The sequence below is a fragment of the Mycobacterium sp. IS-836 genome, assembly GCF_001954275.1.
Classification (GTDB): Bacteria; Actinomycetota; Actinomycetes; order Mycobacteriales; family Mycobacteriaceae; genus Mycobacterium.
The window spans coordinates 131,764-155,676 of sequence record NZ_MBEU01000075.1 but is presented as its reverse complement, the minus strand read 5'-3'; the positions used below and the strand labels follow the sequence as shown (position 1 = coordinate 155,676).

Sequence of the window (23,913 nt, the reverse complement as noted above, 5' to 3'; positions counted from 1 at the left end):
GGCGATCAACCCCGTGGTCGGCTTGTGTGCCGGCCACGGGGTTGCGTTTTGCTAGTTAGAATTTCGCCGCTGCAATGCCTCGGGGTTGGCGATCCTGACGGGCGTCCCGGTCAGCCATGCCGCGACCGCTTCGACGGTGTCTGCGTAGAAGGCGCCCAGCATTTCGCGGGTGGCGTAGCCCAGGTGGGGAGTCAGCGTCACGTTCGGTAGACGACGCAATGGATGTTCCGCCGGAAGCGGTTCGATGTCATAGACGTCGAGGCCGGCCCCGGCAATGCGCTCGGCCACGAGCGCGTCGATCAGAGCCTCGTCGTCCACGATCGGCCCCCGGGAGGTGTTGATCAAGTAGGCGTGCGGCTTCATCGTGGCCAGCTCGGGCGCGCCGACCAGTCCGCGCGTGCGTTCCGAGAGAACTAGGTGGATGGAGATCACGTCGGATCGTTCGAAGAGCGTTGCCTTCTCGACGCGGCGAGCGCCGGCCGCCGCGGCCGCCTCGTCGGTGAGGTTTTGGCTCCACGCAATGACTTCCATGCCAAACACTTTCGCGTATTCGGCCATACGCTTACCGATCCTGCCCAGACCAAGAAGCCCGAGCGTCTTGCCGGATAGCGTCAGACCGGTGGTCGTCTGCCACGCGCCCTCACGCATGCGACGGTGCTCTTCGGCCAGATTGCGCACCGTCGCGATCATCAACCCCCAGGCCAATTCCGGAGTGGCATCGCGAACGGACCTGAATCGCGGATGGGCGAAATCCGAGTGCGCGACAAGGACGCGGTGTTCGGTGGCCGCGGCCATGTCCAGGTTCGGCAGGTTCCTGCCGACGATGGTGATCAGCTTCACGTTGGGCAGCCGCTCGATGAGACTGCGCGGAAACGCCATCCGCTCGCGCATGGTGCACAACACGTCGAACGGCGACAGTGCGTCCGCGGCTTCCTCCTCGGAAAGGTGGCGGTCGAAGACGGTCACTTCGGATCGGCTCTGCACCGGCGACCAGTCGGCGAGCTCGAGGGCCACGCCCGCGTAGTCGTCGAGTATCGCCACCCGGGGTAGCCGTTCTCCCATCACACCGCCGCTTCTTCCAGAAGATCGGCGGTGGCGGCGGCGCTCTGCGCGGGCTTGGTCATCCGGGCGGCGACCTCGCGAGCGCGAGTGACGCATTGAGGAGTGAGAACGGAACGCAGGTCCCCGACCAGTGATGCGACGGTGCTGGCCGAAAAAGCCCGGCCGGCGCCCACTTCGAGCCTTTCGACCGCGGCCGCCCACATCGGCTGATCTTCGAGCGAGAACCAGAGGATCAAGGTAGGGATTCCGGCCCGCATGCCGGCCGCCGTGGTGCCCGCACCGCCATGGTGGACGACCGCGCGGCACGCCGGAAAGATGGCGCCGTGGTTCACCGCGCCCACGGCCTTCACGTTGTCGAACGGCCGGATGCCCGAGAAGTCGCTCGCCCCAGCACAAATCAGGGCGCGCTCGCCCAATTCCGCGCAGGCCCTGCTGATTGCGGCGATCGTCTCGGCGGGGGACGGGAGCTGGACGTTATTGCCGAAGCCGAAGTAGATCGGTGGCGTTCCCGCGGCGGTCCACGACAACACCTCGTCGTCGGCATCGGTGGGCAACTCCAGTGTCAGCGCACCAACAAACGATCGCCCACCCCTGGATTGCGTTGCCATTTCGGGAAAGCAGAGCTCGTCGTATGCGTGGATCTCCAGCGATTCGAAGGATCCGGTTGCCTCCGGCAGGCCCAGCGCGCGGCGTTGGCCTTCTTCGGCATCCTTGATGATGCCCCCGAGGATGCCAGCCGCGCGCGACCGTCCACCCGGGAAGAAATGCAACACGGCAAGCGGAATGCCGTGATACTCCGCGACGTTGGCGGCCAGCCCCTGGGCGGCCTTGCCCGTAAGTATCAGGTCGGCCCCGTCCGCCAGCGTCGTCAGCGCCTCACCCCAGTCGGCCCAGGCCCTGGCTACATGTTCCATCACTTCGACCATCGCGCCCAACGGGTTCCGGTTGTTCATGTCGCGGTCGAGATCCCCGACGCCGGGGCCCGGCGGGCACCCACCGAAGAACCACTTCAACGAATCCGATTGGAACGCAGCGGGTTGCGGCCCGTACGCGATGCCCGCCAGCCCCGCCGACTCGACAAAGCCAACCATGTTCGGCGGGACCGCCATGCACACGTCGTGACCTCGCCGCAGCATCTCCCGCCCGACGGCGGCGAACGGCTCGACATCCCCGCGGCTTCCATAGGCGGCGAGCACGATTTTCATCGGCGCAGCGCGGCTCGCGGCTCGGCGCGCGCGTGGCTCAGCGCCACTTGATGCCGCACCCGATCGACGGTCGCTGGTCCGGATCGACCGGCCGACCGGCGAGCACGGCGTCGACGGCGGCCCGCACGTCGGCGGCCGTCACCGGCAGGTCGTTCTTCGGTCTGGAGTCGTCGAGCTGACCGCGATAGACCAGCCGACGCTCACCGTCGAAGACGAAGGTGTCCGGCGTGCACGCAGCGGAGAACGCGCGGGCGACTTCTTGGGTCTCGTCGTAGAGGTACGGGAACGTCCAACCGTGGCGGCGGGCCTCCTCGGCCATCTGGTCGGGGCCGTCCTGCGGGTAGGTGGCGACGTCGTTGCTGGAGATGCCGACCATCGCGACCCCCAGATCGGCCAGGTCGCGGCCGAGCGCGGCGAGGCCGGCGGCGACGTGCTGGACGTACGGGCAGTGGTTGCAGATGAAGGTCACGACGAGCGCGGGACCGGTGAGTTCGTCGAGGCTGACCGTGGCGCCGGTGGCCGGCTCGGGCAGCGCGAACTGTGGCGCGGGGGTTCCGAGGGCGAGCATGGTGGACTCGATTGCCATGCCGCCAGGTTAACCGCCGCAAGGTGAGCGGGCCGATCAGAGCTTGGCGCCCAGCCCCGCGATCAAGTTGACGGTGACGGCCAGAACTACGGCGCCGAGCAGGTAGGACAGCATCGCATGGCGCAACACGGTCGCCCTGATGGATGTCAGCCCAATCTCCGTGTCCGACACCTGGAAGGTCATGCCGACGGTAAAAGCCACATACGCGAAGTCGCGAAAACGCGGCGGCTCGGGGTCGTGGAAGTTGATGCCCCCGGGCTCGTCGGAGTAGTAGAGCCGCGCGTAATGCACCGTGAAGAGCGTGTGCACGGCAAACCAGGACGCGGCGACGGCCAGGATGCCGAGAATGGCGGCTGCGACGGCTGGGGCACCCGCGTGCGTCCCGGCGGCCACCACGTAGCCGACCCCGGCCAGGCTCGCAACGCTTGCGGACACGACGACCACGTCTGCAATCCACCGGGTCGGATCTTCGCGTGTCACATATCTGCGGGTTTCCTCGGCATCCATGCCGCCCAGGATGAGCCGCGTCCACACGACATACACCCCGGCGGTCACGACCCAGCCGACAAGCGCGAATCGCCAGCCGACCGTGTTACCCACCGCGACGGCGACGGCGACTCCCAGCACCATGGCGATCAATATCCGAATCGCGACGGTGTCGCGCGAGGAGGTAGCTAGGGATTTCACGGTCAGCACTCGCTACGTGCGCGGCGGCGTCCCTTGATTGAGGTGGTTGGCCGCGAAGGTCGCGGCCTGGTTAGTCATCCCGGCGTCGATGTAGGAAACGTGCGCCATGATGTTGCCGCCCCCAGAGCAGATCGGGTCGTCGGGGGCGCACAAGCTGATGGTCTTGCCGGTATACACCGGGTTGATCGTGGGCAGCGGCTGGCCGCCCCACAGCATGCTGGAAAAGCCACTCGAGGGCTCGCCGAAAAGCGCGACGGCGGCGACGTGGTCAGCGACCGACGCGGGCATCGCGTTGGTGGCCAGGTCGATCACCGTGGAGCCCTGAGAGTACCCACCGAGCACAATTTTCGAGTTCGGGCAGCTGGCCACGGTGTCCTGGATGTGAGCGCCAGCGTCGGCGGCGCCCGCGTTCGCGCTGTTGTGGTAGTCGTCGTTGGCGGGGTAGTTGACCGCATAAACCCCGACGGATCGCCCGCCGACCTGCGAGGTGAGCGAGTCGACGAAGGCCTGTCCGATGTTGCCGAGACCGGGCTCCTGGTGGGTGCCGCGCGCGAAAACGACGGCGACGTCGGAGCAGGGATCGGCGGCCGCGGCCGGACTGCTGAGGGGCACGCTGAGCAGCGCCCACGCCGTTGCCACCAGAACACCACCGATGCGAGCCAAGCTGCGTGCAGTCATGTCCGAATCCTGACATACGGCCCGCGACCGCGACGCGGGCGGTTCGCCCGCAATCAGTCGTGCGCAGGCGGCGCCGCGGTGGAAGTATCGCAGAAGTGGCCACCAAGAAACCGCAGACGATCTCCTACCCGGCACCCGACGCCCGGCCGCGCCGCCACGGCGAGCAGCCGCTCGACCCCCACGTCATCGTCCTGTTCGGCGCGACGGGCGACCTAGCCAAACGCAAGCTGCTGCCCGGCCTGGCCTACTTGGATCAGTCGGAGCTCGCCCCCGATATCCAAATCGTCGCGACATCGCTGGAAGACTTCAGCGACGACGAGTTCCGCGAACTGGCGAAGACCGCGATCGACTCGTTCGGCATGCACAAGCTGACGCCGGAAGAGTGGGCCAGCTTCGCGAAAATTGTCAGGTACGTCCCGCAAAGCGCCGGGCCCGAAGCCCTCGCGGACGCGGTCGCCGACGCCGAGGCCAATCTGGGCGCAAACGTGCGCCGCCTGCATTACCTGTCGGTCCCTCCGAAAGCGGCGCGCGACGTCATCACCATGCTGCGCGACGCCAAACTCGTTGAGCGCTCCCGCGTGGTGATGGAGAAGCCGTTCGGCACCGACCTGCCGAGCGCGGTGTCGCTCAACGACTTTCTGCACGAAACATTCGAGGAAGCCCAGATTTTCCGCATCGACCACTTCTTGGGCAAGGAGGCGGCCCAGAACATCTTGGCGTTCCGCTTCGCCAACGGTCTTTTCGAGCCGATCTGGAACCGCAACTTCATCGATCACATCCAGATCGACATTCCCGAAGCCCTGGGTCTGGATCAGCGCGCCAACTTCTACGAAAGCACCGGCGCTTACAAGGACATGGTGGTGACGCACCTTTTTCAGGTGATGGCATTCGTCGTGATGGAACCACCGACGGCCCTCGAGCCGTATGCCATCAGCGAAGAGAAGAACAAGGTGTTCCGATCGATGCTCCCCGTGAAGCCGTCAAATGTGGTGCGCGGCCAGTACAACGGCTACCGCCAAGAAAAAGGAGTGGCAAAGGATTCCGACACCGAGACCTTCATCGCGCTCAAGGTCGGCATCGACAATTGGCGCTGGGCCGGGGTACCGATCTATCTGCGCACCGGCAAAAAGATGGCCGAGGGCATCCGCATCATCTCGATCGCCTTCAAAGAGGCTCCCCGGAGCATGTTTCCGCCGGGATCGGGCGTGGGGACCCAAGGTCCGGACCACCTCACGTTCGATCTCGCTGACAACTCGAAGGTTTCACTGTCCTTCTACGGCAAGCGACCCGGTCCCGGGATGAAGCTCGACAAGTTGTCCATGCAGTTCTCCTCCCAGGAGATCGACACCGTCGTCGACGTGCTGGAGGCCTACGAACGCCTCATCCTCGACGCGATGCGCGGCGACCACACCCTGTTCAACACCGCCGAGGGCATCGAATCGTTGTGGGAGCGTTCGCAGGAACTGCTCGACGACCCGCCGCCGGCAAAGATGTACCAGCCCGGCACCTGGGGCCCCAACGCCATCCACCAACTGATCGCCCCCAACGCCTGGCGGCTGCCATTCGAGCGGGGATGGCGTGAGTCCAGGGGCCAGGACAACTCCGCCTAGCCGGTGAACTCGGTCGGCCCCGCCGATTCACCCAGCCACTCATGCAGTTTCGCGTAGATGGCTGTGTGATTGAGCAAATCGAAGTGGTGCAGGCCCGTCAGCGTCAGCCCATGCGCCGCGTCGAACGGAACCTGGCGGGACTTACCAACACCAGAGGCGCTGTCGGGGCGTACCAGGCGGTCGCCGAGGACAGCCCCGACGGCCCGCGGACCCGCGCTGCTCGCCACGAAGTGGTATACGGCGCCGGGCAGGAACGGCACCTCATGGCAGCGGTCCCGCAGGAACTCATCGGGGTCGCATTCGCTCCAGTCCTCGTCGAGCAATGCACCGTAACGCAGGTCCTTCGTGCCCGAGCTACGCGCGTTGAGAAATGAAGAGACGGCCCGTGTTTCGGGCAGCCGGGCCAGCACCCAGGACGCCGCGTTGACTCCTTTTTCCAGGTCGGCTCCCAAGTGCGGAGAACCCAGGCAGATGACGTGACTAACGGCGTCGGGCCAGCGCTGCGATTGCTCGACCCCGTAGTGGCAGGCGCTGCGGATTACCAGGCCGCCCATCGAATGGCCGATCAACGCGATCTCCTCGACCGGCACCGGCCACAGCGCCCGCAGCTCGTCGATCAGTGCGGCCAAGGCCTTGCCGTTGTCGGAGATGTGCAGTCCCGTGTTGTACCGCAGATAGACCGGCGTGAACCCCAGGTCACTGCGCAGCCGGGTGCCGTAGGGGAGCGCGGCCTCGCCGTCGCGCGGCTGCCGCCGCCACGACATTTCGGTCATGCACCAGCCGTGGACGAACACCGCGATCCGGCCGGTGGCTTCGGGAAACGCGGCCGCGACGGCGGCGGCATCGAGGGCAACGGGCTTCCCGCGCTGGCGGATCCGCATCGTCAGCGCGAATTCGTTGCGGCGGTTGGTCAGCTCGTCGCCGTAAATCCCATTGAGTGCGGCGACGACGCCGGCGACCGTGGGATGCGATTGGACCGTGTCGTCCTCGTCGCTGCCGCGGACTTCGGCGGCCAGTTCACCGGCCCCGTGTAACGAGGCCCGCACCCCGCGGTCGACGGCGTAGTACGTGGCCGCGGCAATCGTGTTGTGGACGATCTCCACGGGTTTCGACGCCGGCCCTATGGCGCCGAAAACGCGCTCCGCGATGCCGCTGTGCGTGTCCCGCACGAACGTGGTGAGAATGCGGGTGCCTTCGCCCGCAAGGTCTGCCAGTGATCGGATTTCCTGTCGCTGCACGAGCTGCTCCTCCCTACGTTGGCCATGGGTTCCCATTTTGGGCAAGTGTTAGTGCCCGCGGGGCCAATCGGGGCCGACCACGCGGTAGGTTGAACGCGATTCCGCACAACCGCGAAGGGAGGCACCGTGCGCCACACCGCGGCCTTGACTGAGGGCGACCGCGCGTGGATGGTCGACACACTGCTCGCGCTGCTGCAGACCCCGAGCCCGGCAGGGCGGACGGACGCCGTGATGCAGCTGATCGGCGACACTTTCGATCACTTCGGCGTCCCGTTTTCGCTGACCCGCCGCGGGGCGTTGACCGCCGAACTCGCGGGTGAGTCGTCCACGATCGACCGGGCGATGGTGGTTCATGCGGACACGATCGGGTGCATGGTGCGAAGGCTCAAGGACAACGGCCGACTCGAGGTAATTCCGGTTGGCACCTTCTCGGCCCGCTTCGCCGCGGGCGCCCGCGTCCGGATCTTCCCCGACGACCCCGACGAGTTCATCACCGGCACCGTTTTGCCCCTCAAGGCCAGCGGGCACGCCTTCGGCCATGAGATCGACTCCCAACCCACCGACTGGCAGAACGTCGAGGTTCGAGTCGACCGCAAGGTGTCGTCGCGAGAGGACTTAGTCCGGCTCGGCCTGCAGGTCGGTGACTTCGTCGCGTTGATCACCAGCCCCGAGCTCACCGCCGACGGCTTCATCGTGTCCCGCCACCTCGACGGGAAGGCCGGCATCGCCATCGCGCTGACGCTGGCCAAGAACTTCTCCGAGAAACGGATCATGCTGCCGCACCGCACCATGATCATGGTGACCATCACCGAGGAGGTCGGGCACGGGGCCAGCCACGGCCTGCCCGCGGACGTCGCCGAACTCATCTCGGTCGACAACGCGGTGTGCGCGCCCGGCCAGCAGTCGATCGAGGACGGCGTGACGATCCCGATGGCCGACATGCACGGCCCGTTCGACTATCACCTGACCCGAAAGCTGTGCCGGCTCGCCGAGGAGCAGGGCATACCGTACGCACGGGATGTGTTCCGCTACTACCGATCCGACGCCGCCGCGGCGATCGAGGCGGGCGCAGGCACCCGGGCCGCGCTTGTCGGCTTCGGCCTCGACGGCAGCCACGGGTGGGAACGCACCCACATGGACTCGCTGGAGGCGACGTACAGCCTGCTGCATTGCTGGTTGCAGACACCGCTGACGTTCGCCAAGTGGGACGCGAAGCCCTCCGGCAAGCTACGCGACTTCCCCTCCTCGAAGCAGCCCGCGCCGAGCGAGCAGTGGGTGCCGCTGTCCCGAGGCGAGCACGGTGAACCCGGCGAACCCTCCCCGGGTTCACCCTGGCCGCCCGCGGGGCCGCAGAGCTGACGTTGCGGGTCGCGCGCCACGTCGACGCACCGCTACCGTTGACCTATCCCGACGTTTCGACGGGAGTGAACAACGTGAGCCGTAACCATGCAGTCGCTGTCGTAGGCGTGGGTGCGATCGTGGTCGCACTAGCGGGTTCTGCGCAGCCCACGCCGGTGGGCATCCAGCTCGCCTCGATTACCATGCTGGCCGACGCGCCAAGCACGCCCGACGGCGCGCAGCCGCATCTGGCGTCCGACCCCGCGCAACTGGCCGACGACCTCGTCGCCGACGAAAACGCGCTGCGTGACCCATCGACGGGGGAGGCGGCGCTGGCGGCGGCGGCGCATCGCCAGCAGGCGGCCTATCGCGCCATCGGACGCCACCCCGAATGGGATGCGACGACGCGGCCGCGCATCCCGTCGTCATTGCTCGACGTCTACGATCGCAACGTCGACGTCCGGCGGCAGCTCACCGCGATGACACCGGTGCGAGACACGCTTCCCGCGTGGCGCGTCGAGCCGCCGACTCCGGCCGACCAGCTGCTGGGCTTCTACCACCAGGCGGAGTCGGAAACCGGCGTCGGCTGGAACTATTTGGCCGCCATCAACTTCGTCGAGACCCGCTTCGGCAGCATAGTCGGCGCGAGTACCGCCGGCGCGCAAGGGCCGATGCAATTCCTGCCGGCGACGTTCGCGACCTACGGGGCGGGCGGCGACATCGAGTCGCCCCACGACAGCATCATGGCCGCGGGCCGCTACCTCGCCGCGAATGGCTTTGCCAACGACCGCGATCACGCCATCTATCGGTACAACCACGCGAACGAATACGTGCGCGCGGTCGATCAATACGCGACGCTGATCGCCGCTGATCCCGCGGCGTTTGCCGGCTATTACCGGTGGGATGTGTATTGCTACACGAACGCGGGCGACGTGTTGCTGCCCATCGGGTATGCCGCGACATCACCGATCCCGGTGGGGGACTACCTGGCATCCCACCCGCAGTAATCCGGCACCTATGTGCCTTGTCGTTCGATCCATTCGGAGAGCGCCGCCTGCAGCGCGCCCGCGACGTCCACACCGGCATCGTCTGCGGCCCGCTCGAACCGCTCGACCAATTCCGTTGGGAGCGAAACGTTTAGCTTGGAGCGCGCCGGTTTCGGTTTGGGTGGCGGCGTGACCGGGACGTGTTGCGCGGCGGTCGTGTCCATGGTTTCGCGCAGCGCGGGTATCTGGTCGAGCAAGCGTGCGAGATCGTCGCGGTCGATGCGCAGCACCTCGGCCGGCCCCATCGTCGTCACGGTCGCCGAACGCAATTTCCCACGGCGCAGCGCGGATTCGCCGATCACCTCGCCCGGCCCCAGGACGGCGATGCGGTCGTCGCCGACATACACGCCCGCGTCTCCGCTGAGCAGGATGTAGCAGGCGTCCGACGGAGTCTGCTCACGAATCAGCGGCCATGGCACCGACCGCGACGTGTGGTGCGCCGCTTGCACGAGACGCTCCAAATCTTTATCCGAGAACTTTTCGAAGGTGCTGAATTCGCGTAGCCGGCGTGGGTCTATCTCCGGTTCCTGCGCGTCTGACTTCATAGCGGGCTCCCGATGCGCGATGTGACCGTGCCACCGAGGAGCCTAACGCTGGTTTTGCAGAAAAAGCAGAAGTTAGCCCGCGACGGATCGCTCGAGGGACGCCAGCGAATCGGCAAGGTAGTCCTCACCGAAGATGGGCATCTCGCCGACCCGCTCGCGGAACTCCTGGGGCGTGCCGCTCCAGTCGTAGGTCAGCGTGACGTCGGTGCCGTCCCCGTTCGGCGCGAGGTCGTAGCGCCAGAACCAGCCGCCGGGATTGTGGTTGCCGGCGTCGTCGAGCACGCCCGGCATCCACCCGATGGCGCGATCCTGGTCGAAGACATTGACCAGGTTGTAGGTGACGTAGTCACCGCCGGCTCGGATCAAGTACATGTTCATCGCGAACATCTGGCCCGCACCGGTGATCGGGGTGGTGTCCAAGGCGTCGCGGACCCAATCGGTGGGCTCGGTGGCGGCGTGCCGGGACGGATCGGCGAGGACGGCGAAAATCGCTGCCGGGCTCGCGCCGATCGTGCGGGTGACGACGTAGCGTTCGGTGGTCATGGTCATGCGTTGTCCCTACTTGTCACTGGGTCCGTAGGCGCGGGCGATATCGGGGGAGTCGAGCCAACCCGAGTATGTGGGACGCGACGGCCACCCTTCGGGCGAATCGAGCCATTCCTCCTGACGGCCCCACGGAAGTATGTCGATCAGCGCGAAGCTATGGCTGAGTTGCTCAGTGCCCCGCCCGTTGGTATGCCACGTGCGATACACGGTGTCACCGTCGCGCAGGAACACGTTGACCGCAAAGCCGCCGCCGGGCGGTGCGTCCATGTCGGCACCGAACGAGCTCTCCGACGACGAGTACCACTCCATCCGGTTGCCGACTTTCCGCTTGTAGGCGAGCGCCTCGTCGATCGGCCCGTTGGTGACGATGACGAAACGGGCGTCGTAGCTGTCGAGGAACTCCAGCCGGGTGAACTGCGACGTGAAGCCCGTGCACCCGCCGCACTGCCACTCCGCGCCGTCCGTCCACATGTGGTGGTAGGTGATGAGCTGCGAGCGGCCAGCGAATACATCGACCAGCCGGATCGGGCCGTCGGCGCCGATCAGCGTGTAGTCGGGCAACTCGACCATCGGCAGACGGCGCCGCTGGGCGGCGATCGCGTCCAGCTCGCGGGTGGCGGCCTTCTCGCGCTTGCGCAGTTCGTCGAGGGCGGCGCGCCACGTCTGGTGATCAACGATTGGCGGTAGGGCGTCAGGCATGGCTTCAACCTTTGCTGTCGATCTGTCGGTCTCAAAGGTATGACCGGCGGCGGCCCAGGAATTCATCGGTGGATCGTCGGTCGTGATGTCACATGTGGGTGCGCTACTACGTCTAGCGAATGAAAGAGAACAAGCAACGTGGACGAGGGGGCGTGATGAATCGGTTGAGCAGCCTGGCGCGCATATACCTGGTCGCGGTGACGGCTCTGGTCGGGGCGATCACCGTCGGGATCGGGATCTGGTGCCTCGTCGGTCCGACGTCATTCGCGAATGCCGTCGGCTTCGATGTGCACCGGCACTTCCTGCACGACCTCGGCGCGTTCCAGATAGGCCTGGGGGTAGGGCTCCTGCTTGCGCTGATCTGGGCGGACGCCCTGGCCACCACGCTGGCGGGATTTCTTGTGGCCAACACCCTGCACACCGTGAACCACGTGATGGACCTCGAGCTGGGCGGTTCAGCGGCGCAGGCGTGGGGGCTCGGCGTGGTATCGGTGTTGCTGGTGGCGGCATTCGCGCTGCGGTTGGGTCAGCTCGGCTACGTTTTGGGTGCCGTTGGCACCGCCACCACTCCGGCGTTGGCGCGATTCGTGCGGCAGAAGACGATCCGGCTCATCACGTTTCGCAAGGACGGTACGCCCGGCTCGAGCCCGGTCAGCATCGTGGTCGACGGCGACCGCGCCTACTTCCGCAGCTTCGAGAGGGCGATCAAAGTTCGCCGGATTCGGCGCAACCCGAGCGTCGAGTTCGGCCCGGCGACAGCATCGGGCAAGCCGACGGGATCCGTGCAACCCGGCACTGTCCGCATCCTGGAAGGTGCTGAGTACCGCAACGTGGGACACCTGCTGCGGCAGAAATACCCCGTCCTGCATGGCGTGGTGGTGCCGCTGACGCACCGTCTCATGCGGTCCAAGTTCGGTCGCACGGTTCACGTCGAGCTCACCCCGTCGGCGCAGTAATTTGGCAGTCGTTGGCAGCGCCGTGTGTCGAAGTGGCAGGGCACTGACACGCATGTTGACGGAGTGAACAAAAACTCGGATCCGGAAGAGTTCGTCGCCAGATTTGCCGACTTCTGGAGCAACCCCTCACCACAACGCCTGCCGGAACTCCTTCACGCGGATGTTGTGTTGCTGCAGCCTCTCGCGGCTCCCATGGTCGGGATCCACGCTGCGCAAGCGGACTTCCGACGCATCTGGTGCTGCCTTCCTGACCTGCGCGCGCACGTTGACCGCTGGTGCGGAGAGGGTGACCTCTTGTTCATCGAGTTCCGGCTGCACGCCCGCATCGCGAGCTCCGTTGTCGAGTGGTCCAACGTGAACCGACTGCTGCTGCGCGATGGCAGGGCGATCGAGCGCGTCACCTACTTCGACCCTCTCGCGATCCTGCCCGCGCTTCTTCGGCATCCCTCCATATGGTGGCGATGGTGGCGCTGTAGAGCCGCGGGACGACCGATAGGCGTGTCGTAGCTGCGCTACTCGTTCATACCTGACGCCCAGCCCGGGCGGCGATATCCGATATCGCGTCGATCACCGCGTCCGGCTGGTCAAGTGAGACAAAGGTTTTCGCGTCTGCGACCTCGATCAGCTTCGCGTCGCTGAACTGCTTGGCCAGGCGCCGGCCCAAGCCCGGGGTGAAGCAGCGATCCCGCTGTCCCCACACAAGCGTGACGGGCTTGGTGAACCGGGGGAGTCGGGTGGCCACGTCGGTGAGATCGGTGACCGCGACCTGACGCAGGAGCGCCGCCAGGTCGCGGCAGATGCGTGCGTCCTTGAGGCAGGGCTGCAGCCACGCGGCGGTGACGTCCGGATCGGGATGGTTGATCAGCAGGCCGAAGCCGAGTGGCGAGTTGCGCAGCGCCCGCAACCGCATCTGTCCGAACAGCGCCTTGATCGAGATGGGGCCGCGAAGCAACCCGAACACGAGATCGAACGGGAAGGGCGGGCACTTGTCGAACGCGTCGCAGTTGGTGAGCAACAGACGTCCGATCCGTTCCGGATGAGCGTCGACAAGCAGTTGGCATATCCCGCCACCGGTGTCGCTGCCGACCAGCGTCACATCGGAGAGGTCGAGGGCGACGATCGCGTCGTTGATCATCTCCGCGACACCGTGCAGCGAGAGCGCCGTGGCATCACTGACCGGGATGGTGTGCGAGCCGAGCGGCAACGTCGGCACGATGCAACGGAAACCACGGCGCGCCAGCCCTTCAGCGACCTCGCGCCACAGTCGACCGTCGACCAGGATGCCGTGCACGAACAGCACCGGCGCGTGCGCAGAATCCTGCGGTCCGAACTCCTGATATTCGATCGTGCCCTGCCGGAGTGCCAGCTCTGCCATGTCGGTTGTTCCTCCTCGCGCCTCGGTGCCGACCCACCACAATCGAAGCCCGAGAGCGGCTGCCGGGGCCACCCCGCGAACTGCCAAATACTGCCAATCTCCCGGACGCAGGGAGCGAAGCGCCCGATCAGGGCTCCAAATTCAGCAACGCCGCACCGGTTGCCGGATCCAGGGGTGCCGACGCGTGGTCATGCGCGACGAGCCAGCGGCCGTTGACCTTCTTGAGACACACCGTCGCTCGAACCCAGAAACCGGCGGTCGTGTTTCCACCCTTCAGGGTGCCGCTGAGCCGATTGAGGCTGTGCGCGAATGCGACGTCGCCGCACACCGTGACAGTCAGGTCGCGAATCTCGTAATCCGGATGCTGGTAGACCGCGAATACGCGCTCCCAGTTCTTCCGTTTCGCTTCCGTCCCCACGTGTTGTAGGGGTGGCTCGATGTCGAACGACACAACATCTGTCGTGTAAGCCGACATCACGGCCTCGAGATCCCGGGCGCGGATCGCGCCGGCGAGCGCGTTGATCCGCTGTCGAATGTCAGCTTCGTCAGCCGGATGTTCGGTAGGCGTGGTCACAGAATTCACGGTAGCCGGGGCAAACCGGTGCTTGACCTGTCCGGCTGGGCCGGGTTCGATAATGCATACGGCTAGGGGGAGGCCCGCAATGAGGACATTCATTCGCCATCTGGTTTCCGTCGCCATGGTTGCGTGGGCAACGATGGCCACCGTAACGATCGCAACTCCGGCGGTGAGCTGGGCCGACTGCGGTAACGGCGATGTGTGGGACCCGAAGGCCGAGGTGTGCCGGCCCGCAGGAGGGCCGATACCTCAGCAATGTGACCCAGGCCAGTGGTGGGACCCGACGGGCGACGTATGCCGGCCACTGGGTGTCGGGCCACAGCCCTTGGCATGCGACCCGGGCCAATGGTGGGACCCCACGGCGAACGTGTGCCGGCCGCTCGGGGTGGGACCGCAACCGTTGGCGTGTGACAACGGCTGGTGGTGGGATCCGACCGCCAACATCTGCCGTCCACCAGTGGTACCTCCCGCCGGCTAGGGCCGCGTGCCTTCCATCAATCCTTTAGTAGCCGCTAGCGTTCCTTCGGCGGCGCGAGTATGCTCCTTTCGCATAGTGAACGGATACGTCTACAATTGAGCAGGCACGGCCGCATGTACAGCGCACCATCGCCTTTTGACGAGCCAACTGCACCTATCGATACGCAAACCCTGCGCTTGTGGTGGGCGCGGCAGCATCGTGAAACGTACGTCATCGAGCGGCGCAAGCCCTGGCGCGCGCCCATCCGCGCAACCTCGAACCGCTGACGACCTCACCGCCCTCAAGAGTTGCCGGTGAGCAGGTTTTAGCAAGCAGATCACCACGGGCAGCGTTGCCGCAACAACACCTGCCTACTCTGGCGGGATCCGATCGGGGAGGCCGCGTCTATGCCTTGGTACTGCTGGGCAACCGTCGTCATCATGCTCATTGCCCTTACCGCGCGACATCTGGCACCTCATGAAGGGGAATACCGCCGGCCGGCAGGAGAGGGCGAATCACCCACCGTCTCGGCAAACCCTTTCGCGCGCAACGGAATCAACGACGAGACGTACCGCCAGCGCTTTATGTGACCGTTCCAGACCGAACAACTTCTTGCTTTCACCGCAATCGATCTCGGCTGACTAGCACGCCGTCCGCCACAGTTTTGGCCTATGCACAAAATAGACAAAAAGGCTAAAATAGCTCGTATGCCGACAACCACCAAGGCGGGCGCCGCGTCCACAGTCTCGTTCCGCAATCGCGACGGCAAGCTGGTCGACGTGCCCAGGGTGACCGCCAGCCGCCTCAAGAACGAGTTTGGCACGGTCTTTGAGGAGGCCGCACTCAACGGGGCAGTGGTGATCACCAAGCACGACACTCCTCGGGCGGTGCTGCTGTCGTATCCCGAATTCGAGGCACTCACCGCGCCGGTCACACCTGCCCTCGACGACCTCAGCGAGCGCTTCGACACGATGCTGGCCACCATGCAGACCCCGAAAGCCAAAGCCGGGGTCGCCGCGGCCTTCGACGCCACGCCGGAGGAATTGGGCGCCGCCGCGGTGAAGGCGGCGCGCGCGGCCCAGCGACGGTGATCCAAAGCGGGCCATGGTTCGCAAACCAACGACGCCGCCGCAGATACACGTGTTGGCCGGCGTCAACGGCGCCGGCAAGAGCAGCATCATCGGCGCGACGATCCGCGACAAGGGCGGTGAGTACTACAACCCCGACGAGGCCGCACGCGAGATCATGGCGGCCAACCCCGGATTAGGCCAGACCGAGGCGAACGCGGCGGCCTGGGACCAAGGCCGAAAGCTGCTGGAGCGGGCGATTGACAAGGGCCTCGATTTCACGTTCGAGACGACACTCGGCGGCAACACCATGCCGCGGCTGCTGGCCGATGCCGCCAAGCGTGGCATTGAAATCCACGTGTTCTACGTCGGGCTCGACACCGACGACGCCCACATCGCGCGAGTCCGGCAACGGGTCCGCGGCGGTGGGCATGACATTCCCGAAGCCGACATCCGACGCCGCTGCCGGCACAGCCTGATCAATCTCGTGACATTGCTGCCTGTGCTGACCGAGCTACGGGTGTACGACAACTCCGCGACCGCCGACCCGGCGAAGGGGCAGACACCCCGGCCGGTCTTGGTGCTGCACCTGCTGCGCGGCCGGATCGTCGGGCCGCCCGACTTGACCTCGACGCCGGAGTGGGCCAAGCCCGTCGTCGCGGCGGCGCTGGAGCTCGTTAACGGGACGGACGCCCGCCGGGATAGCTGAGCCGCAGCGTCCGAACCGCGTTTGCGAGGGTTTCCCCAAACTGCGTCAGCGGTGGATTATGGTGTTGCTGGCTTGCTGCTGTCGGGAGGTTTCGGTGGAAGGGACCCCGTTCGGCCAGTACCGGCTAATCAACTTGCTTGGCCGAGGCGGCATGGGCGAGGTCTGGCGGGCCTATGACACCGTCACCGATCGGATCGTCGCGCTCAAAGTTCTCCCGGCGCATTTTGCAGCGGACAGGACGTTTCAACAGCGATTCCGTCGCGAGGCCCACGCGGCGGCGCAGTTAAACGACCCTCACGTGGTGCCGATTCACACCTACGGCGAGATCGACGGGCGGCTATTCGTCGACATGCGGCTGATCGAAGGCCGCGACCTGGCAACCGTGCTGGCCTCCGGCTCGATGCCACCCGCACGCGCGGTGCACATCGTCGAGCAGCTGGCGCACGCCGTGTATGCCGCGCACAAGATCGGATTGGTCCATCGGGACATCAAGCCCTCCAACATCTTGCTCGACGACAACGATTTTGCGTATCTGATCGATTTCGGGATCGCGCGCGCTGTGGGTGAGACCGGCCTGACGGGCACGGACGTGGTAATGGGCACGCTGCGCTACATGGCACCGGAGCGTTTCGGTGTCGGTCAGGCCGATGCGCGCTCCGACATCTACGCGCTGGCCTGCGTGCTCTATGAGTGCTTGACGGGAGGCGCCCCATTTCCGGGTGACAGCATCGAGCAACAAGTGGCAGGGCATCTGTCGGCCCCGCCGCCGCGGCCATCGGACTCCGGCGCGCCGCCGGGGTTCGATGCGGTCATCGCTACGGGTATGGCCAAGGACCCTGCCCAGCGCTACTCCACCCCGGTGGAAATGGCACGCGCCGCTCGTGACGCGATCACTATGCCGATGCGCCTACCGGACCCGACTGTTCAGGCACCCACGGTCGGTGAGCCAACGGAGCACGTGCAGAAAGCATTGCCCCGCAACACATTCCAGTTCGTCGAGGGAAATCTCAAACGCGCTAAGCGGCCGTGGGTGGTCGCCGCGGTGATTGCGGCGATCGTGGCCCTGGTGGGCGCGAGCGTATACCTTCTGCGCACGCACACATCCACGACCGCAGCTACGCGCACGACGGAATCCCCGGCGGCCGTGGTACCACCTCCGGCACCGAGCGGGACGGTCACGGCACCGCCGAGTGGTCCGCCCACGATCGCCGGCTCAATCCGGGTGGGTAACGGCGCCTTCGGCATCGCGGTCGACTCCGCCGAACACAGCGTCTACGTCGCGAACACCGGTTCCAACTCCGTCTCGGCAGTCGATACCGCCAGCCGCACGGTCACAGCCACGACCGCTGTGGGGCGGCACCCCGTGGGCCTGGCGGTGGATCCGTCGACCAAGACCATTTACGTCACCAACTACGACGACTCCTCCGTGTCGGTCATCGACATCGCCAGCAATAAGGTCATCGCCTCGGTAGGTGTCGGTACCCATCCCGGCGGAGTAGTGGTCGACCCGGATGCGCGTATCGCCTATGCCACCACTGGTGATAGCGCATCGGTGTCGGTCATCGACACGACCACGCATACCGTGACGGCGACGGTGCCCACAGGAAAAGGTCCAAGCCGGGTAGCCATCGACCGGACCGCCCACCGCCTGTTTGTCACGACTGCCGATCCGACAGTGACGGTTATCGATACGGCGAACCGAACAGTTATCGGTTCCGTCGCGCTTCGTGGCCGCCCGGCCGGCATCGCAATCGATACCGATTCGCACACGGCCTACATCGCCAGCGGCGACGACGCGTCGGTGTCCTTCGTCGACACCAATAGCCTCACCGTCACGGCGAGTGTGCCCGTCGGACAACGCCCCGCCGGTGTGGCGGTGGACCCGGCGACGAAGACCGCGTACGTCGCCAACTACAGCGGTGCGTCCGTGTCGGTGATCGACACCGCGAAACGCACCGTCACCGGAATCCTTCCCGTCGGGAACAATCCGCTCGCCATCGCTGTCGACCCAAACACGCATTTCGCTTACGTCACCAGCGATCTGAACCACGGCTCGGTGTCAGTGATCGAACGCGGGTGAGACGCGAGGACACTTCGTCAAGCCGAGTGGCGTGCGCGCAGGCCGCGCAGCGTCCTTTTTATCAGTTCACGTCGCTCGTCGATTGTCATCGAGTCGCCGAGGGGGGCGTGCACCCGCAAATAACCTTTTGTCACCAGGTCGCCGACCAGAAACCGCGTCGCGCCGAGCGGCAAGGCCAGACGAGCCGCGATCTCCGCGACCGAGGGGCTGTCCACGCACCACGCGAGGATCTGGCCCCGCACATCATTTCTCGGCCAGCGCGCCGGCTTCGCTGTGGTGTTGAGCGCTTCGATCCGCGCCTCGAGTGGCAATTCGACACCAGAGTCGGTATGGCCAGCCGTCAGCGCGTATGGCCGCACCGGGCTCGGCTCGTCGGCGGTTTGAGGTTCGGTGAACCAGTCGCCGACCGGTTCGCTCTCGCCCTCCGACAGCTGATGCGCGTCGGTGTGCTTCTCGCGGACCGGTGGCGACGTGTTGTGGTGTTCCAGGAACCACAAGGCCTGGTCGGCGTGCACCGATGCGCGCAGCTCGTTGGAGACGACCTTGAGCACGGTGCGGTCGGTGTCGATGACGAACGTGGTCCGCCTGACCGGCAGCAGCCGGGCCAGCAGGCCGCGGCGCCGACTGTGCCGGCCACCCCGGGCCGCCTCACGCGCCACGACGGATCGGCGCAGCTTGGCGAACCTGCCCCGGCGCACCCCGAATAGCTCGGACACGACACCGTCAGCGTCGGAGAGCAGTGGATAGTCGAATGAGCGCTGTTGGGCGAAGTGGGCCTGCTTGTCGACGGTGTCGGTGCTAATGCCGACCCGCTGGGCGCCCACCCGGGCGAATTCGTTGCTCAGGTCCCGAAAATGACAGGCCTGGGCTGTACAGATCGGTGAAGACGCTAATGGAAAGAAGAACAGCACCACCGGGCCGTCGGAAAGGAGCGCCGCCAGTGTCCGAGGCTGACCGGTGTGATCGTGCAGAGTGAAGTCAGGCGCCTTCTCGCCCGCGATCATCGGCAAAGACTAACGCGGGGAGGCGCCGAAGCGGAACGGCTCCGATAATTCGGTCATCGCCGAACAGCTAGCTGGTCGTGGCCGACACACCCGGTTGGGCGGGGACGCGTGCCGAGTTGCTAGCCCTTCCAGACGACCTTGTCCGTGCCTCCGGCGTCCCGGTAGACGACACTGTCGGGGTTCGTGCCGTTGCGAACGTCGAAGTAAATGCGGCCCTTAACAGGGGTGCCTAAGGGGAGTGGCCCCTCCGGAAGGCCGTCGGTCTGGTTGCCCTTCATCACCGCGAACGTGGAACTGTTGACGGCCCGAGCGTTGAAGTCGGCAATGTTCGGAGTTGCGTTGCCGCTGACACCGGTGGCGGTGACGTCGGAGTACCAGATGCCGTCGTTGTGGCCGCTGGGCTGCAGGTTGCTCACGGTGTAGTCGATGGTGCCGCCATTACTGGAAAGCTCTGCCATCTGGCCGAATTGCAGCACTTGCGGATCGGCCCATGCCGGCGTCGCCGCGAGGATTCCCGCCGCCGCCAGTGCAGCCGTGGCTGCCGTTGTTTTCGATGCAATGTGTGAGAACGCCACGTCTGACTCCCTTCGTGATGTGCCGCTATCCAGGAGCGGCAGTTGGATGGAGGTCTATCCACAGCTCGGAATTTCAAACCATCGATGCGATGCTCTGCCTGGCCGGCTATGACCGCGTCGTAAGGTCGTTCGGAGCTACGACGACCGCGACGCCTGCGCAACTCAAGTGGTTCGGTTGTGGTCCGGGGCCGGGCGGGAATGCCAGCCGCAAGTTGACCAACACCACGGGAAGACGGGGAGGAAGCCCATGAGAACGATCGCATACCGCCACCCGGCAGTCGTCGGCCTGGCCGCCGTCGCGCTGATCACTGCCGGCTGCAGCACTGGCCAGAGGGTCGACGCGTCGCCACCGTCTCAGGTCGGGGCGAACGCCAGTTCCACGTCTAAATCGCCAGCGCCGCCCACCGAGGTGAAGCTGATCGGGGAGAGCGACATCGAGGTGACGCTAACCGGCCCGATCGCTGCCAAGTACTCGTCGGCAACCGAGGATCAGAAGAAGGCTCTCGGCAAGCCGCTGACGGGTGACCGCAACGCCGGAACACGGGACAGCGGCGTGGTGTTCCAGCAGTTCCAGGGCGGCGCGATCACCGCCAAGAACGGCGCGGCCGGCACGCCCGCATACATCACCGTGGGCAAGATCCGGGAGGCCTGGAATGTCCCGCGCGACCCGGACGGCACGCCCGCAGTCACCGGCACCAACGGTTCGGCAGGTCCGCTGGGCTTGCCCACCAGCGACGCGAACGCCGTCGGCGATCTGCTCGTGTCGAACTTCGAGCACGGCAAGATCGAGTACAACCCGAAGACCGGCCAGGTCGAGGTGACGGTGAACGGCAAGGCCGTACCGTCGGGGCTGTAGCCCGAATCAGGCGTTCAGCGATCTCGCCACTACCGCACATCGCCACCGGGATGGCTCGCATGGAGGTTCCACTGGCCGCAATCGGAAGCCAGGACGTCGTTGACGTCGACTTCGAGTCCGCCGACCTTCGGCCCGGGATTGGACGAGGTGCTCACGACTCGCTGGTAGAGAACAGCGGCGGGGTGGACCTGATTGCCGGACCAGGCTCGAGTTTGCCAAACCCAGCGGCGACCAGGTGTGCTCGAAGACCCGACAACGCCATCGGCCGCGGCCCACTCACACACCCTCACGCCTCCGTAGACTCCCGTGCGTTGAACGCCAAGAACCGAGTTGATTCCGCGAAACCACTGAAGCGCGCTGCGATTCCAGGTGTCGCGATTGATGTCCTCGTCGATCGTGAAGAAAATCGGTGCACCTTGGCTGCCACCCGCGGCGGTGTGCAGCTGCCAGGCGGTGCGCGCGTCCGCGATGCCGCCGGCGTAGCCGCGCGTGAAGTCCGACGGTGCCGACCCACCAGGTTTGCCGTATTGGTAGTTACTGACGATCACCAGGCCTGCGGCTTTCAATGAGTCGGCGTAGGGCCGAGTGATCGGCTTGGCGCCAAACGATGAGCCAGGACGCGACTCCGAAACGTAGGTGACCACACCGCTATAGCCGGCAGCTCGAATCTGCTGCGCAGGAATTTGGCGCGCGGCGAAGTCGATCAGTTGGGGAGGAGCGGCGGCGGCCGCCGCCGGCATCCCGCAGCCTAATGATCCGACACCCAAACCGGCCAACGCTATTGCATAGCGCAGCGCGTCGCGCCGAGAAGCCGCTCGCGGTCGCACGTCGCTGGCCAGCGGGGGCAAACTGTGCATCGCGCGATGTTAACGATGTGACTGTTGTTACCGATAGGGCTGCGCCAGCCGAAACGCGGTTGCGCTCCCAAACGGATACCAAACGGTGACCGTTCGGCTATGACCTCGGACGCGGCGCGCGAACGGCTCGGCGTAGCAATTGGACTGAATCGCGCCCTGGTCTACCGCATGCTGGCCCACCTCGAGGCCGACGCGACGACGTCGAAACAATTCGATGGTCTTGTCGAGGTGATCATGCGGGGACTGCACCGCGTTGTGTGCTGTGACCGTTAAGGAGCATTACCGCAATCGTGATCTCGTACACGTATCTTCGGATATACGAGAAGGCCGAACCTTTCGACCTCCCTACCTAATAACGCCGATCGGCGTTCGTACGCCCGGGGGCTGATATGACCACCGCAATCGCCGAGCACAACCCAGTCGACAAAGACGCAACCGACGGGCATGACGATGTCTTTTTGGCGGTCGCAAAAGTGAACGCAATTGCCCGTCGAGGGGACACCGTTCTTGTCGAATCGAAGCCGCGCTGGCGACTCACGGAAGAAGAGATCGTGCGCGCTGCGATCGCGGTGATTTTGGTGGCTCTTGCAACGGTGATTGGCGTCGCCGCGGCCGCGATCTTGACAATGGGTTAGCAGCGGATACGGCACGGAAGGCTCGCCCCGTGGGGCCTGGAAGACCGCAACACACGAAGACCGCCTGCTCGACCCGGAGTACGCGGGACCCCTTGGACGGCAAGCGAAATCGGTGGGTGGTCGGCGTGTGGCAGGGGAGCGCAAGTACTGATCGGTTGCGGCTGTGTTCATGCATCACGCCGGTGGGCCACGTTCGCGGCTGGGCACTGACCGACATCGCGCCCGCAGGCTGCCGCATCACATAGCCGGCACAGCCAGCCGCCGCCCGGCGACTGCCCAGTTCGGCGATGTTCGAGGCGGTCGTGCGCCAACGTCCCAACGACCGCACGACTTATCCCGCGAAGCTGATTCCGTTGCTCGCCACTCAGCCGCCTGAGCGCGGCGACGACCGCATCGTGGCGAGCGCGTCGCAACCGGTGCGCAAGTCGTCGTCCTTCGGCTGTCAGCGCTAGGGAGCGGGTGCGGCCGTCCGCACCGGGCCTCCGGTCAACGAGCCCGTCGCGAGCCAGTCGATCCACGATCCGGACGCAACCCGAGTGAGTGACACCCATCATCGAGCTCAACGACTGAACGGACCCCGCGTGCGCCAAATCCGCCAACGCGACCAGCGCTACGGCGGCGCTGCGATCCTGCCGGGTCGACGCTTCGAGCGAGTCGTAAATGGCGTCGCTGATGGCGAGCGCGGCTACCGCCACCCAGTTAATCAGCTGCTCGCCGTCGTGGTTGTCCATCGCACCCGCCGCTTGGTTTCTTTGGTCGCATTACAGGGTAGTCGAAATATGACTCAGTCATATATCTAGTGGAGGAGGGTCATCGATGACGTTCACAGCGACCGCTGAAGTCGATGTCAACGCACCCATTCAGCGGGTGTGGCAGGCACTCACCGATCCGGAGATCGTGAAAAAGTACTTCTTCGGAACACGCGTCGATACCGACTGGAAACCAGGCAGCCCTATCACATGGTCGGGCGAATATGACGGAACTGCATACGAGGACAAGGGGTCGGTTATCGACGTGCAGGAGCCGCATTTGTTGCGGGTCACGCATTTCAGCCCCATGACCGGCCTGCCGGACAAACCGGAGAACTACCACACATTGACCTACGAACTGACGTCCACGAATTCAGGCACTCGGGTGAAGCTGTCCCAGGACAACAACGCAAGCCCGGACGAATCCAACCGAGCCGAGGCGAACTGGACTTCGATGCTGTCGGGCCTAAAGAAGACCGTCGAGGGATAGCGGGTTCGAACGACGTAGTTGGGGGATCTGGGCGGCGGCAACAGTCTCGGCTGACTTGACATAATGTCGCTTATCGGTAGAAGCATGCGCAGGTCGCATTTGGTTAAAGAACTCGCGTCCCCGGTGATCGGATACCGCCGGCGTCAGTGCAGCGCTGCTCCGCGGACCCGCCGCGGCGCGCACGGTTGCCGAAGAAGGTCCCAGTGCGTGGATGGTTCGGACGTTTAGGTGACGCCTAGTAGGTGCCGGCAATCCGGGAAGCCGGCGGGTCGACACCGGCCCCCGC

Annotated in this window: 27 protein-coding genes and 3 pseudogenes; 14 read left to right on the top strand and 16 right to left on the bottom strand. The window is 65.5% G+C overall.

Going from position 1 to position 23,913, the window contains the following annotated elements; translation table 11 throughout:
- Window positions 1-51: 51 nt before the first annotated feature.
- From A5747_RS21765 to A5747_RS21745, 5 genes are all read right to left on the bottom strand, one after another.
- Window positions 52-1,062, bottom strand: a complete 1,011-nt coding sequence (locus A5747_RS21765) for a D-2-hydroxyacid dehydrogenase family protein (protein WP_076128181.1) — start codon at window positions 1,060-1,062, stop codon at window positions 52-54.
- Window positions 1,062-2,267: a glycosyltransferase gene (locus tag A5747_RS21760; protein WP_076128179.1), complete on the bottom strand. Its 1,206-nt coding sequence runs from the start codon at window positions 2,265-2,267 to the stop codon at window positions 1,062-1,064. Before A5747_RS21760 ends, A5747_RS21765 begins: the two co-directional genes overlap by 1 nt.
- 37 nt (window positions 2,268-2,304) lie before the next feature.
- Window positions 2,305-2,853 (bottom strand): thioredoxin family protein, encoded by a 549-nt coding sequence (locus A5747_RS21755; RefSeq protein ID WP_076128176.1) that lies wholly within the window; start codon window positions 2,851-2,853, stop codon window positions 2,305-2,307.
- Between the two features lie 36 nt (window positions 2,854-2,889).
- The gene (locus A5747_RS21750; protein ID WP_175611351.1) at window positions 2,890-3,483 is read right to left on the bottom strand and encodes a DUF1345 domain-containing protein; all 594 of its coding nucleotides are present in this window, start codon (window positions 3,481-3,483) and stop codon (window positions 2,890-2,892) included.
- 69 nt (window positions 3,484-3,552) lie between these two features.
- Window positions 3,553-4,218 carry a cutinase family protein gene (locus A5747_RS21745; protein ID WP_076128174.1) on the bottom strand — a complete coding sequence of 222 codons (666 nt, stop codon included), beginning with the start codon at window positions 4,216-4,218 and terminating at the stop codon, window positions 3,553-3,555.
- Between the two features lie 95 nt (window positions 4,219-4,313).
- Here A5747_RS21745 and zwf point away from each other — a divergent pair, with 95 nt between their 5' ends.
- The gene (zwf, locus tag A5747_RS21740) at window positions 4,314-5,828 is read left to right on the top strand and encodes a glucose-6-phosphate dehydrogenase (RefSeq protein ID WP_076128172.1); all 1,515 of its coding nucleotides are present in this window, start codon (window positions 4,314-4,316) and stop codon (window positions 5,826-5,828) included.
- On the opposite strand, the gene A5747_RS21735 is transcribed toward zwf, so the two are convergent.
- A complete protein-coding gene (locus A5747_RS21735; protein ID WP_076128261.1) occupies window positions 5,825-7,066 on the bottom strand; it encodes a triacylglycerol lipase in 1,242 nt (413 codons plus the stop codon). The genes zwf and A5747_RS21735 overlap by 4 nt on opposite strands.
- Before the next feature lie 126 nt (window positions 7,067-7,192).
- On the opposite strand from A5747_RS21735, the gene A5747_RS21730 reads away from it, so the two are divergent.
- Together A5747_RS21730 and A5747_RS21725 are read left to right on the top strand one after the other, a co-directional pair.
- Entirely contained in the window at window positions 7,193-8,425 is a 1,233-nt protein-coding gene (locus A5747_RS21730; protein WP_142245674.1) for an osmoprotectant NAGGN system M42 family peptidase, read from the top strand.
- A gap of 182 nt (window positions 8,426-8,607) precedes the next feature.
- Entirely contained in the window at window positions 8,608-9,411 is an 804-nt protein-coding gene (locus tag A5747_RS21725; RefSeq protein ID WP_233148110.1) for a lytic transglycosylase domain-containing protein, read from the top strand.
- An 8-nt stretch (window positions 9,412-9,419) separates the two neighbouring features.
- On the opposite strand, the gene A5747_RS21720 is transcribed toward A5747_RS21725, so the two are convergent.
- The 3 genes from A5747_RS21720 to A5747_RS21710 form a co-directional block, all read right to left on the bottom strand.
- On the bottom strand, window positions 9,420-9,995 hold the full coding sequence (locus tag A5747_RS21720; protein WP_076128169.1) for a cyclic nucleotide-binding domain-containing protein: 576 nt from the start codon (window positions 9,993-9,995) through the stop codon (window positions 9,420-9,422).
- 72 nt (window positions 9,996-10,067) lie between these two features.
- Window positions 10,068-10,544, bottom strand: a complete 477-nt coding sequence (locus A5747_RS21715; RefSeq protein WP_076128167.1) for an SRPBCC family protein — start codon at window positions 10,542-10,544, stop codon at window positions 10,068-10,070.
- A gap of 9 nt (window positions 10,545-10,553) precedes the next feature.
- Entirely contained in the window at window positions 10,554-11,240 is a 687-nt protein-coding gene (locus A5747_RS21710; protein WP_076128165.1) for a DUF899 family protein, read from the bottom strand.
- A 152-nt stretch (window positions 11,241-11,392) separates the two neighbouring features.
- Between A5747_RS21710 and A5747_RS21705 the strand changes: the two genes are divergently transcribed.
- Together A5747_RS21705 and A5747_RS21700 are read left to right on the top strand one after the other, a co-directional pair.
- Window positions 11,393-12,196: a PPOX class F420-dependent oxidoreductase gene (locus tag A5747_RS21705; RefSeq protein ID WP_076128162.1), complete on the top strand. Its 804-nt coding sequence runs from the start codon at window positions 11,393-11,395 to the stop codon at window positions 12,194-12,196.
- A 24-nt stretch (window positions 12,197-12,220) separates the two neighbouring features.
- Window positions 12,221-12,703: a nuclear transport factor 2 family protein gene (locus A5747_RS21700; protein ID WP_369805160.1), complete on the top strand. Its 483-nt coding sequence runs from the start codon at window positions 12,221-12,223 to the stop codon at window positions 12,701-12,703.
- Between the two features lie 13 nt (window positions 12,704-12,716).
- Here A5747_RS21700 and A5747_RS21695 read toward each other — a convergent pair whose 3' ends face one another.
- Window positions 12,717-13,571 (bottom strand): alpha/beta fold hydrolase, encoded by an 855-nt coding sequence (locus A5747_RS21695; protein WP_076128160.1) that lies wholly within the window; start codon window positions 13,569-13,571, stop codon window positions 12,717-12,719.
- 127 nt (window positions 13,572-13,698) lie between these two features.
- Complete coding sequence (locus A5747_RS21690) at window positions 13,699-14,295, bottom strand: nuclear transport factor 2 family protein (RefSeq protein ID WP_233148102.1); 597 nt, start codon at window positions 14,293-14,295, stop codon at window positions 13,699-13,701.
- Window positions 14,296-14,368: 73 nt separating this feature from the next.
- On the opposite strand from A5747_RS21690, the gene A5747_RS25810 reads away from it, so the two are divergent.
- The 4 genes from A5747_RS25810 (at window position 14,369) to A5747_RS24675 (ending at window position 18,461) form a co-directional block, all read left to right on the top strand.
- Window positions 14,369-14,626, top strand: coding sequence for a hypothetical protein (locus A5747_RS25810; protein WP_369805162.1), 258 nt, complete (start codon window positions 14,369-14,371; stop codon window positions 14,624-14,626).
- A gap of 686 nt (window positions 14,627-15,312) precedes the next feature.
- Window positions 15,313-15,696, top strand: coding sequence for a type II toxin-antitoxin system Phd/YefM family antitoxin (locus A5747_RS21680; protein WP_076128156.1), 384 nt, complete (start codon window positions 15,313-15,315; stop codon window positions 15,694-15,696).
- 13 nt (window positions 15,697-15,709) lie between these two features.
- Window positions 15,710-16,381: a zeta toxin family protein gene (locus tag A5747_RS21675; protein WP_076128154.1), complete on the top strand. Its 672-nt coding sequence runs from the start codon at window positions 15,710-15,712 to the stop codon at window positions 16,379-16,381.
- 94 nt (window positions 16,382-16,475) lie between these two features.
- Window positions 16,476-18,461 carry a serine/threonine-protein kinase gene (locus A5747_RS24675; RefSeq protein ID WP_083700583.1) on the top strand — a complete coding sequence of 662 codons (1,986 nt, stop codon included), beginning with the start codon at window positions 16,476-16,478 and terminating at the stop codon, window positions 18,459-18,461.
- 17 nt (window positions 18,462-18,478) lie between these two features.
- On the opposite strand, the pseudogene A5747_RS25805 reads toward A5747_RS24675, so the two are convergent.
- From A5747_RS25805 to A5747_RS21640, 3 genes and pseudogenes are all read right to left on the bottom strand, one after another.
- Window positions 18,479-18,820, bottom strand: a pseudogene (locus A5747_RS25805) (DUF742 domain-containing protein); the annotation flags it as partial.
- 126 nt (window positions 18,821-18,946) lie between these two features.
- Window positions 18,947-19,465: pseudogene (locus tag A5747_RS25800) on the bottom strand (peroxiredoxin); the annotation flags it as partial.
- A 119-nt stretch (window positions 19,466-19,584) separates the two neighbouring features.
- Window positions 19,585-20,040, bottom strand: a complete 456-nt coding sequence (locus A5747_RS21640; RefSeq protein WP_076128149.1) for a DUF1942 domain-containing protein — start codon at window positions 20,038-20,040, stop codon at window positions 19,585-19,587.
- Between the two features lie 247 nt (window positions 20,041-20,287).
- Here A5747_RS21640 and A5747_RS21635 point away from each other — a divergent pair, with 247 nt between their 5' ends.
- On the top strand, window positions 20,288-20,896 hold the full coding sequence (locus A5747_RS21635; protein WP_076128146.1) for an LGFP repeat-containing protein: 609 nt from the start codon (window positions 20,288-20,290) through the stop codon (window positions 20,894-20,896).
- A gap of 29 nt (window positions 20,897-20,925) precedes the next feature.
- On the opposite strand, the gene A5747_RS21630 is transcribed toward A5747_RS21635, so the two are convergent.
- Window positions 20,926-21,753 (bottom strand): DUF1906 domain-containing protein, encoded by an 828-nt coding sequence (locus tag A5747_RS21630; RefSeq protein ID WP_076128144.1) that lies wholly within the window; start codon window positions 21,751-21,753, stop codon window positions 20,926-20,928.
- A 99-nt stretch (window positions 21,754-21,852) separates the two neighbouring features.
- On the opposite strand from A5747_RS21630, the gene A5747_RS25135 reads away from it, so the two are divergent.
- The 3 genes from A5747_RS25135 (at window position 21,853) to A5747_RS25570 (ending at window position 22,840) form a co-directional block, all read left to right on the top strand.
- Window positions 21,853-22,026, top strand: coding sequence for a hypothetical protein (locus tag A5747_RS25135; RefSeq protein ID WP_158070284.1), 174 nt, complete (start codon window positions 21,853-21,855; stop codon window positions 22,024-22,026).
- A 116-nt stretch (window positions 22,027-22,142) separates the two neighbouring features.
- Window positions 22,143-22,388: a hypothetical protein gene (locus tag A5747_RS21625; protein ID WP_076128142.1), complete on the top strand. Its 246-nt coding sequence runs from the start codon at window positions 22,143-22,145 to the stop codon at window positions 22,386-22,388.
- Between the two features lie 287 nt (window positions 22,389-22,675).
- A complete protein-coding gene (locus tag A5747_RS25570) occupies window positions 22,676-22,840 on the top strand; it encodes a hypothetical protein (protein ID WP_233148101.1) in 165 nt (54 codons plus the stop codon).
- A 21-nt stretch (window positions 22,841-22,861) separates the two neighbouring features.
- Here A5747_RS25570 and A5747_RS25795 read toward each other — a convergent pair.
- Window positions 22,862-23,119: pseudogene (locus A5747_RS25795) on the bottom strand (hypothetical protein); the annotation flags it as partial.
- An 85-nt stretch (window positions 23,120-23,204) separates the two neighbouring features.
- Between A5747_RS25795 and A5747_RS21620 the strand changes: the two are divergent.
- The gene (locus tag A5747_RS21620) at window positions 23,205-23,627 is read left to right on the top strand and encodes an SRPBCC domain-containing protein (protein WP_076128139.1); all 423 of its coding nucleotides are present in this window, start codon (window positions 23,205-23,207) and stop codon (window positions 23,625-23,627) included.
- The last annotated feature ends 286 nt before the right edge of the window (window positions 23,628-23,913 follow it).

What these genes read in the sequence shown, in the direction of transcription:
- A5747_RS21725 (WP_233148110.1), top strand. Translation starts at nt 8,608, where the DNA reads ATGCTGGCCGACGCGCCAAGCACGCCCGACGGCGCGCAGCCGCATCTG.
- A5747_RS21695 (WP_076128160.1), bottom strand. Translation starts at nt 13,571, where the DNA reads ATGGCAGAGCTGGCACTCCGGCAGGGCACGATCGAATATCAGGAGTTC.
- A5747_RS21765 (WP_076128181.1), bottom strand. Translation starts at nt 1,062, where the DNA reads ATGGGAGAACGGCTACCCCGGGTGGCGATACTCGACGACTACGCGGGC.
- A5747_RS21715 (WP_076128167.1), bottom strand. Translation starts at nt 10,544, where the DNA reads ATGACCATGACCACCGAACGCTACGTCGTCACCCGCACGATCGGCGCG.
- A5747_RS21745 (WP_076128174.1), bottom strand. Translation starts at nt 4,218, where the DNA reads ATGACTGCACGCAGCTTGGCTCGCATCGGTGGTGTTCTGGTGGCAACG.
- A5747_RS21755 (WP_076128176.1), bottom strand. Translation starts at nt 2,853, where the DNA reads ATGGCAATCGAGTCCACCATGCTCGCCCTCGGAACCCCCGCGCCACAG.
- A5747_RS21750 (WP_175611351.1), bottom strand. Translation starts at nt 3,483, where the DNA reads ATGGTGCTGGGAGTCGCCGTCGCCGTCGCGGTGGGTAACACGGTCGGC.
- A5747_RS21625 (WP_076128142.1), top strand. Translation starts at nt 22,143, where the DNA reads ATGACCACCGCAATCGCCGAGCACAACCCAGTCGACAAAGACGCAACC.
- A5747_RS21710 (WP_076128165.1), bottom strand. Translation starts at nt 11,240, where the DNA reads ATGCCTGACGCCCTACCGCCAATCGTTGATCACCAGACGTGGCGCGCC.
- A5747_RS21720 (WP_076128169.1), bottom strand. Translation starts at nt 9,995, where the DNA reads ATGAAGTCAGACGCGCAGGAACCGGAGATAGACCCACGCCGGCTACGC.
- A5747_RS21630 (WP_076128144.1), bottom strand. Translation starts at nt 21,753, where the DNA reads ATGCACAGTTTGCCCCCGCTGGCCAGCGACGTGCGACCGCGAGCGGCT.
- A5747_RS25135 (WP_158070284.1), top strand. Translation starts at nt 21,853, where the DNA reads ATGACCTCGGACGCGGCGCGCGAACGGCTCGGCGTAGCAATTGGACTG.
- A5747_RS21635 (WP_076128146.1), top strand. Translation starts at nt 20,288, where the DNA reads ATGAGAACGATCGCATACCGCCACCCGGCAGTCGTCGGCCTGGCCGCC.
- A5747_RS21620 (WP_076128139.1), top strand. Translation starts at nt 23,205, where the DNA reads ATGACGTTCACAGCGACCGCTGAAGTCGATGTCAACGCACCCATTCAG.
- A5747_RS25570 (WP_233148101.1), top strand. Translation starts at nt 22,676, where the DNA reads ATGTTCGAGGCGGTCGTGCGCCAACGTCCCAACGACCGCACGACTTAT.
- A5747_RS21675 (WP_076128154.1), top strand. Translation starts at nt 15,710, where the DNA reads ATGGTTCGCAAACCAACGACGCCGCCGCAGATACACGTGTTGGCCGGC.
- A5747_RS21760 (WP_076128179.1), bottom strand. Translation starts at nt 2,267, where the DNA reads ATGAAAATCGTGCTCGCCGCCTATGGAAGCCGCGGGGATGTCGAGCCG.
- A5747_RS21680 (WP_076128156.1), top strand. Translation starts at nt 15,313, where the DNA reads ATGCCGACAACCACCAAGGCGGGCGCCGCGTCCACAGTCTCGTTCCGC.